Annotated in this window: 7 protein-coding genes; all 7 read right to left on the bottom strand. The window is 64.7% G+C overall.

Going from position 1 to position 5,690, the window contains the following annotated elements; all coding sequences use genetic code 11:
- Positions 1-29: 29 nt before the first annotated feature.
- Positions 30-407, bottom strand: a complete 378-nt coding sequence (locus tag AC1DSN_RS17485; RefSeq protein WP_063572408.1) for a DUF427 domain-containing protein — start codon at positions 405-407, stop codon at positions 30-32.
- A 133-nt stretch (positions 408-540) separates the two neighbouring features.
- The gene (locus AC1DSN_RS17480; protein WP_477331915.1) at positions 541-1,623 is read right to left on the bottom strand and encodes an SAM-dependent methyltransferase; all 1,083 of its coding nucleotides are present in this window, start codon (positions 1,621-1,623) and stop codon (positions 541-543) included.
- Complete coding sequence (locus tag AC1DSN_RS17475) at positions 1,620-2,408, bottom strand: DUF1295 domain-containing protein (protein ID WP_477297234.1); 789 nt, start codon at positions 2,406-2,408, stop codon at positions 1,620-1,622. Before AC1DSN_RS17475 ends, AC1DSN_RS17480 begins: the two co-directional genes overlap by 4 nt.
- Positions 2,405-2,941, bottom strand: a complete 537-nt coding sequence (locus tag AC1DSN_RS17470) for a DUF2878 domain-containing protein (RefSeq protein WP_477297232.1) — start codon at positions 2,939-2,941, stop codon at positions 2,405-2,407. The genes AC1DSN_RS17475 and AC1DSN_RS17470 overlap by 4 nt, the downstream gene beginning before the upstream one ends.
- The gene (locus tag AC1DSN_RS17465; RefSeq protein WP_477331913.1) at positions 2,938-4,191 is read right to left on the bottom strand and encodes a class I SAM-dependent methyltransferase; all 1,254 of its coding nucleotides are present in this window, start codon (positions 4,189-4,191) and stop codon (positions 2,938-2,940) included. The genes AC1DSN_RS17470 and AC1DSN_RS17465 overlap by 4 nt, the downstream gene beginning before the upstream one ends.
- The gene (locus tag AC1DSN_RS17460) at positions 4,188-4,952 is read right to left on the bottom strand and encodes a DUF1365 domain-containing protein (protein WP_477297230.1); all 765 of its coding nucleotides are present in this window, start codon (positions 4,950-4,952) and stop codon (positions 4,188-4,190) included. The genes AC1DSN_RS17465 and AC1DSN_RS17460 overlap by 4 nt, the downstream gene beginning before the upstream one ends.
- On the bottom strand, positions 4,949-5,690 hold a 742-nt coding region (locus AC1DSN_RS17455; protein WP_477331911.1), incomplete at its 5' end, for an NAD(P)/FAD-dependent oxidoreductase. The genes AC1DSN_RS17460 and AC1DSN_RS17455, both read right to left, overlap by 4 nt.

Genomic DNA, 5,690 nt, shown 5'->3' with positions numbered 1-5,690 from the left:
TGCATGTTCAGGTTCCCTGCGCGGGCCGATCAGCCCGGCGTGTGCTCGATGCTGACGCGATCGGCGTAAAAGGCGAGATGTTCGCGAATCGGCGCGACCGCGTCGTAAGGCGTCTCGTAGGTCCAGATGGCGTTGATCGCTTTCTCGGCGTTGCCCGGCAGGCTGAAATACGACGCCTCGCCCTTATAGGGGCAATAGGAATGGTGCTCGGTCTTCGTCAGCGCGGCCATGTCGGCATCGGCGCGAGGAATGTAGAACACCGCCGGATAGGTGGATTCCTTGAGGGTCAACGCGTTGCGGGTGTCGGCGAGCACGCGGTCGCCATCACGCACGACCACACGGCCGCCCGACGGGGTGACAGTGATCGGGTGGTCTGGCCCTGGGATACGAACGGGACGGGAGGACATGGCAATCTCCTTCATGCGGGTTTGCTGCAAGCCACACATCGTGCGACCGCGGACCGCCGTTTCCAAGGCGACAATCCGGAATAGGTGACATTACCCGCAGGCAAAGCTGGCCGGATTGGACGTTTCTGACAGCCTAGCGCGGTTTGGCAAAGCGGTAATGGGCCACCAGCCACTCCTGGCCACCGGCGTAACCGAACAGCTCCGCGCAAGCCATCCAGAACATCCGCCAGCGCTGGAACCACAGGCCGGCCGCCGGTCCATAAGCCCCCTGGAGGACTTTCATGATCTCTTCACGCGCCAGATCCTGATTGGCCAGCCAGTGATTGGCGGTGCGCTGATAGTGCGTCCCATCGACATGCCACCGGCGTTCGATACCCAGATCCCCCTGGAACCACAGCAAGGTATCCGATGCGGGCATCAGGCCGCCGGTGAAGAAGTGCCGCCCCATCCAGTCGTCGTCGCCTTCCGTCTCGAACGGATACATGAGGGTCCGATGGGCGAAGATGTGGACGAACAACTTGCCGCCCGGACGCAACCACAGCGCGATGCGCGACAGCAGGGTTTCGTAGTTGCGCATGTGCTCGAACATTTCCACCGACACGCAGCGATCGAACTGGCTCGCCCCCAGTTCCAGAGTGTTCGCGTCCGCCGTGACCACGTTGACGTTATGAATGCCGCGCGCCGCGCAGTTGGCTTCAATGTGGCGTCGCTGGCCCGCCGAATTGGACACAGCGGTAATGCGGGAACGCGGATAGCGCTGGGCCATCCACAAGGTCAAGGAACCCCAGCCACAGCCGAGCTCGAGAATCGACTGATCGTCGGCCAGCTCGGCACGCGTACCGTACAGCTCGAGCATCGCCTCTTCCGCCTCGGCCAGCGATTCGCTGCCGGTCGGATAGTAGCAACCCGAATACTTCAGGCGAGGCCCGAGGCACAGTTCGAAGAAGCGCGACGGCAGTTCGTAATGCTGACCGTTCGCCGCATCCGTATGGATGGCGACCTCGCTATGCTTCAGCCCGTCGATACGCTTCTGGTAGCGCGCGGCCACCGCCGCAAGTCCACCCGCACCCTCCTCCGCCAGACGCTTGTCGCATAGCCGGCGGATGCCGGCGCGCAGCAGTACATCGGGAACGAGGCCGCGCTCGGCAAGGCCAAGCACACCGGGTGCGGCGCGGTCTTCACGGACGTACGAGGCAGGACTGACGGCGGTATTCATGCGTTATCGCTCTCATGTTTCGGGAACCACGGAAAAAACATCGGGGTGTCACGCTGATAACGACGGTAGGCCTCGCCGCGAGAGCGCAAGGCCTGGGTTTCGGTGTAAGGCACGCCGCTGACGAAGCGCAGGAACAGGAACATCACCACGGGGCCGCTCCACGCCAGCCACCACAGCGGCGATCCGATCGCCAGTACGACGTAAGCGAACCAGTGCAGCCATTCGAAAAAGTAGTTGGGATGGCGCGAGTAACGCCACAGCCCGGTACGGCAGGTTTTACCCTGGTTGGCAGGATCGGCGCGGAACGCGGCGAGCTGTCGATCGGCGAGGGATTCGCCACCGACACTGACCACCCAGATGACGACAGCCAGAAGCATGCCGGTGATCGACACGGTCGGATTCGCGGCCACCGCGAGGAACGGAACGGCGAAGAGGCCAACAAGAAAGGCCTGGAACTGGAAGAAGCCGAAGAATTTCACCTGGCTGCCTTTCCAATGCTCACGCAACGCGCGATAGCGCCCGTCTTCCGCTTCACCGGAGACGCGACGCCAAAGGTGCCAGGCGAGCCGCAGTCCCCAGAGGCCGCCAAGCACCGCCATCACCATGCGTGGTCCGGCAGCCCCCGAACCGATGAGTGCGGCCAGCACCGCGGACCCACCGACGCCGGTCGACCAGAGCACATCGACGATGCCGGCGTTGGTGCGACGGCGTTGCCAGGCCCAGCCCGCCGTCATCAACCAGGCCGCGGCCAACCAGATAACCAGCAAGGTATTCGTCGTGCTCATGCGATTGCCCTCGCGCTGGACCACCGGTGGCTCAGCGCCGCGAGCAAGGGCATGGCCACGGCCCAACCCACGCCGAGCAAGGCCAGCGCGCGCCATTCAGGCGCATGAAACGTCAGCGCGTCCCATCCGCGCGCAGCACCCGCGTAGGCGAGCGGACCACCGATGCCGCCGAGTACGACGGCAAGCAGCGGTCGCGTCCCCAGCGCGCGCAACGGGCCGCCCAGCGTCAACGAGAAACACGCCCAGAGTCCGAGGATCCACAAGGGCGCACCACCGCCTGGCAAAGCCGGCGCCGCAGCGGCGTAGTCGGCCAGGCGCAGCCCATGCACGAGACCGTCGATCACCACGCCGCAGACGACCGCGATGACCAGTACCTGCAATGCGGCGCGACGCTGCGGTGATACGGCTACCTGCCACGTCACGAAAACCAGGGACGCGATCACCCCAGGCCATGGCTCGCCGCGCCCGGCGTAGATCACTGCGAAAAACCAGACCAGCTGGTAGCCAACGATGTTGGACCAGGCAGCGATCATCCGGACACGCTCCCGTGCAGCGGCTTCTCCATCAGCAGATGCGATACGCCGATGGAACGTTCGCGGAAGCCGCCTTCGCAATAGGCGAGATAAAACTCCCACGAGCGGATGAAGCGTTCGTCGAAGCCCTGCCCGCGCACCTGGGCCAGACTGGCGAGAAAACGTTCACGCCAGGCTTCCAGGGTCCGCGCGTAAGACAGCCCGAAATCCTCGAGGCGGACCAGGGCAAGGTCCGTCACGCGTGTCTTCGCGGCGAGCATCGCGTTGATCGAGGGAATGAAGCTGCCCGGAAAGACGTGACGCTTGATGAAATCGACCGACGCCAAGGCCTGCGCGTAGCGGTGGTCCTCAATGGTGATCGCCTGCACGAGCGCCCGGCCGCCCGGGCGAAGCAGGCTGCCGAGTTTCGCGAAGTAGACATCGAGATAGCTCGCGCYGATGGCCTCGATCATCTCGATCGAGACGAGCTTGTCGTACGTACCGGTCAGGTCCCGATAGTCCTCAAGCAGTAGCGTGACCCGATCGTCCAGGCCGGCCTCGTCGACCCGCGTGGCGGCCAGGGCATGCTGCTCGCGCGAGATCGTCGTCGTCGTCACATGGCAGCCGTAGTGACGGGCGGCATGCACGGCGAAGCCGCCCCAACCCGTGCCGATCTCGATGACGCGATCGCCCGGTTTCAGGTCGAGCCATTGGCAGACACGGTCGAGCTTGCGCGTCGAGGCCGCTTCCAGCGTGTCGCCATCGCCCTCCCACAGCGCCGACGAATACATCAGGTCCGCCGAGAGGAACAGGCCGAAGAAGTCGTTGCCGAGATCGTAGTGAGCTGCAATGTTGCGACGGCTGCCTTCGCGCGTATTCCGTCGCAAGGCGTGCCAGGCCTTCATGGCCAGGGCGCCGAGGCGTGCCATTCCGGACTCCATGCCGTCCAGCAGATCKCGATTGCGCACGAGCAGGCGAATCAATCCCACCAGGTCGTCGCAACGCCACAGGCCGTCCATGAAGGCCTCGCCGGCGCCTACGCTGCCGTTGCTGGCGACTGCCCGGTAGAACGCGAGATCATCCACGTGCACGTGTACGACCAGGCCTGGGTCCGCGTCCATCGACTGCCCGCACTCCACCCGCCCCAACGGGTCGTGGATGACCAGGCGGCCATGACGCATGCCATCCATCCGCGCCAGCAACATATGGCGCAGCAGGCGCAGGCCTCGCGAAGCCGGCGCGGCATCTTCGTTGCTGACGATGGCGTTCATGGGTTTCTCACCGGATGATCGTGAATGGGATTGCGCTTGAGCCATAGGCGAAGCGCTTCGAAATGGATCGCGCCAACGACTTTTGCCGTCATCAGCGGATAGCGCCAGAGCACGCGCGCCAGTGAGGCGCCCGTCAGTTCACGGCGATGCAGCGATAGGTGGGCGTCGAACTCGCGTACCCCATCGCGCAGCACGTCCATGTGCACGCGGAGCCGGTCGTCGGGACGGGTGAAGCGCCAGCGATACTCGCGTTCCATCGGCATGAAGGGCGACACGTGGAAGGCCTTGGGAAACGTCTGGTCGACGACATGCCCTTCAGCCTGGCCGTCCACGCGAAGCACGTAGCTATGCCGTTCGCGCCAGGGGGTATTGGTAATCTCGGCGACCACGCAGTCGAGCGTCGTGCCGTCCAGCTGGTAGCAGTAATAGAACGTCACGGGGTTGAACACGATGCCTGCATAGCGCACGTGGGTGAGGATGCGCACCGGACCCTCCGGGCGATGACCCATCGACTCGCTCGCGCGGTCGCGCACGGCGTCAGCCAGCGACGTTTCCGGTGGACCGAAATAATCCGAGCGACGAAACTCGGCCACGTTGCGTCCCTTTGCCGACCATAGCCAGCGGCCGGCGAAGACCCGATCGATCTCGTCCAGGTCGAGGTAGAGCTGCGCCATGCGATAGCTGAAGGCGTGCTCGTGGGGCGCATGGCGGTGATGCGTCACGACGCCTTCGTACACGGCGCTGGCAAGACGTTCACTCATGCGACTGCCCTGCCCCGTGCCGCCAGGACGCGCTCGAAATCGCGTGCGAGTTCCACGGCGCTGCGCATGCCGTCCTCATGGAATCCCCACCCCCAGTACGCACCGGCAAACCATGCGCGACGGCGCCCCTGGATCTCGGTCTTGCGCCTTTGTGCAGCGACGGACGCATGCGTATACACCGGATGCGCGTAGCTCATGCGCCGGAGGATCCGGCGCGGGTCGATGGCGTCCGTCCGGTTCAGGGTCACGACGAACGGATCGGGCGAGTCGAATCCTTGCAGCACGTTCATGCAGTAACTCACCGTGCAAGCGCCGCCGTGCTCAGCAGGAACGAAGGCGTTCCATGCCGCCCACGCCTTGCGAGAACGCGGCAGGAGGGAGGCGTCGGTATGCAGCACGGTGTCGTTGGTCTGGTAGGTCATCGCACCGAGGACCGCGCGTTCGGTCCCGTCGGCATCGAGCAGCAGCGCCAGCGCCTGGTCGCTGTGGCAAGCGAGCACCACGTCATCGAAGGCATGCGTTCCGGCATGCGTAACGACCTCCACGCGGTCGTCATGCCGGCGCACGGCAACCACCGGGGTGCTCAGGCATTCCTTCACCGACCAGCGGGCGCGCATCGCATCCACGTAGCTTCGCGAACCCCCTGTGACCACACGCCATTCCGGTCGGCCGGAAAGGGCCAGCATCTGATGATTGGCCATGAACTGCACCAGATATCGCGCCGGAAAGCCGAGCACC

Source organism: Luteibacter sp. P4_D7_3, assembly GCF_056401735.1.
This window is presented reverse-complemented; position numbering and strand designations above follow the sequence as displayed.

What these genes read in the sequence shown, in the direction of transcription:
- AC1DSN_RS17485 (WP_063572408.1), bottom strand. Translation starts at nt 407, where the DNA reads ATGTCCTCCCGTCCCGTTCGTATCCCAGGGCCAGACCACCCGATCACT.
- AC1DSN_RS17480 (WP_477331915.1), bottom strand. Translation starts at nt 1,623, where the DNA reads ATGAATACCGCCGTCAGTCCTGCCTCGTACGTCCGTGAAGACCGCGCC.
- AC1DSN_RS17475 (WP_477297234.1), bottom strand. Translation starts at nt 2,408, where the DNA reads ATGAGCACGACGAATACCTTGCTGGTTATCTGGTTGGCCGCGGCCTGG.
- AC1DSN_RS17470 (WP_477297232.1), bottom strand. Translation starts at nt 2,941, where the DNA reads ATGATCGCTGCCTGGTCCAACATCGTTGGCTACCAGCTGGTCTGGTTT.
- AC1DSN_RS17460 (WP_477297230.1), bottom strand. Translation starts at nt 4,952, where the DNA reads ATGAGTGAACGTCTTGCCAGCGCCGTGTACGAAGGCGTCGTGACGCAT.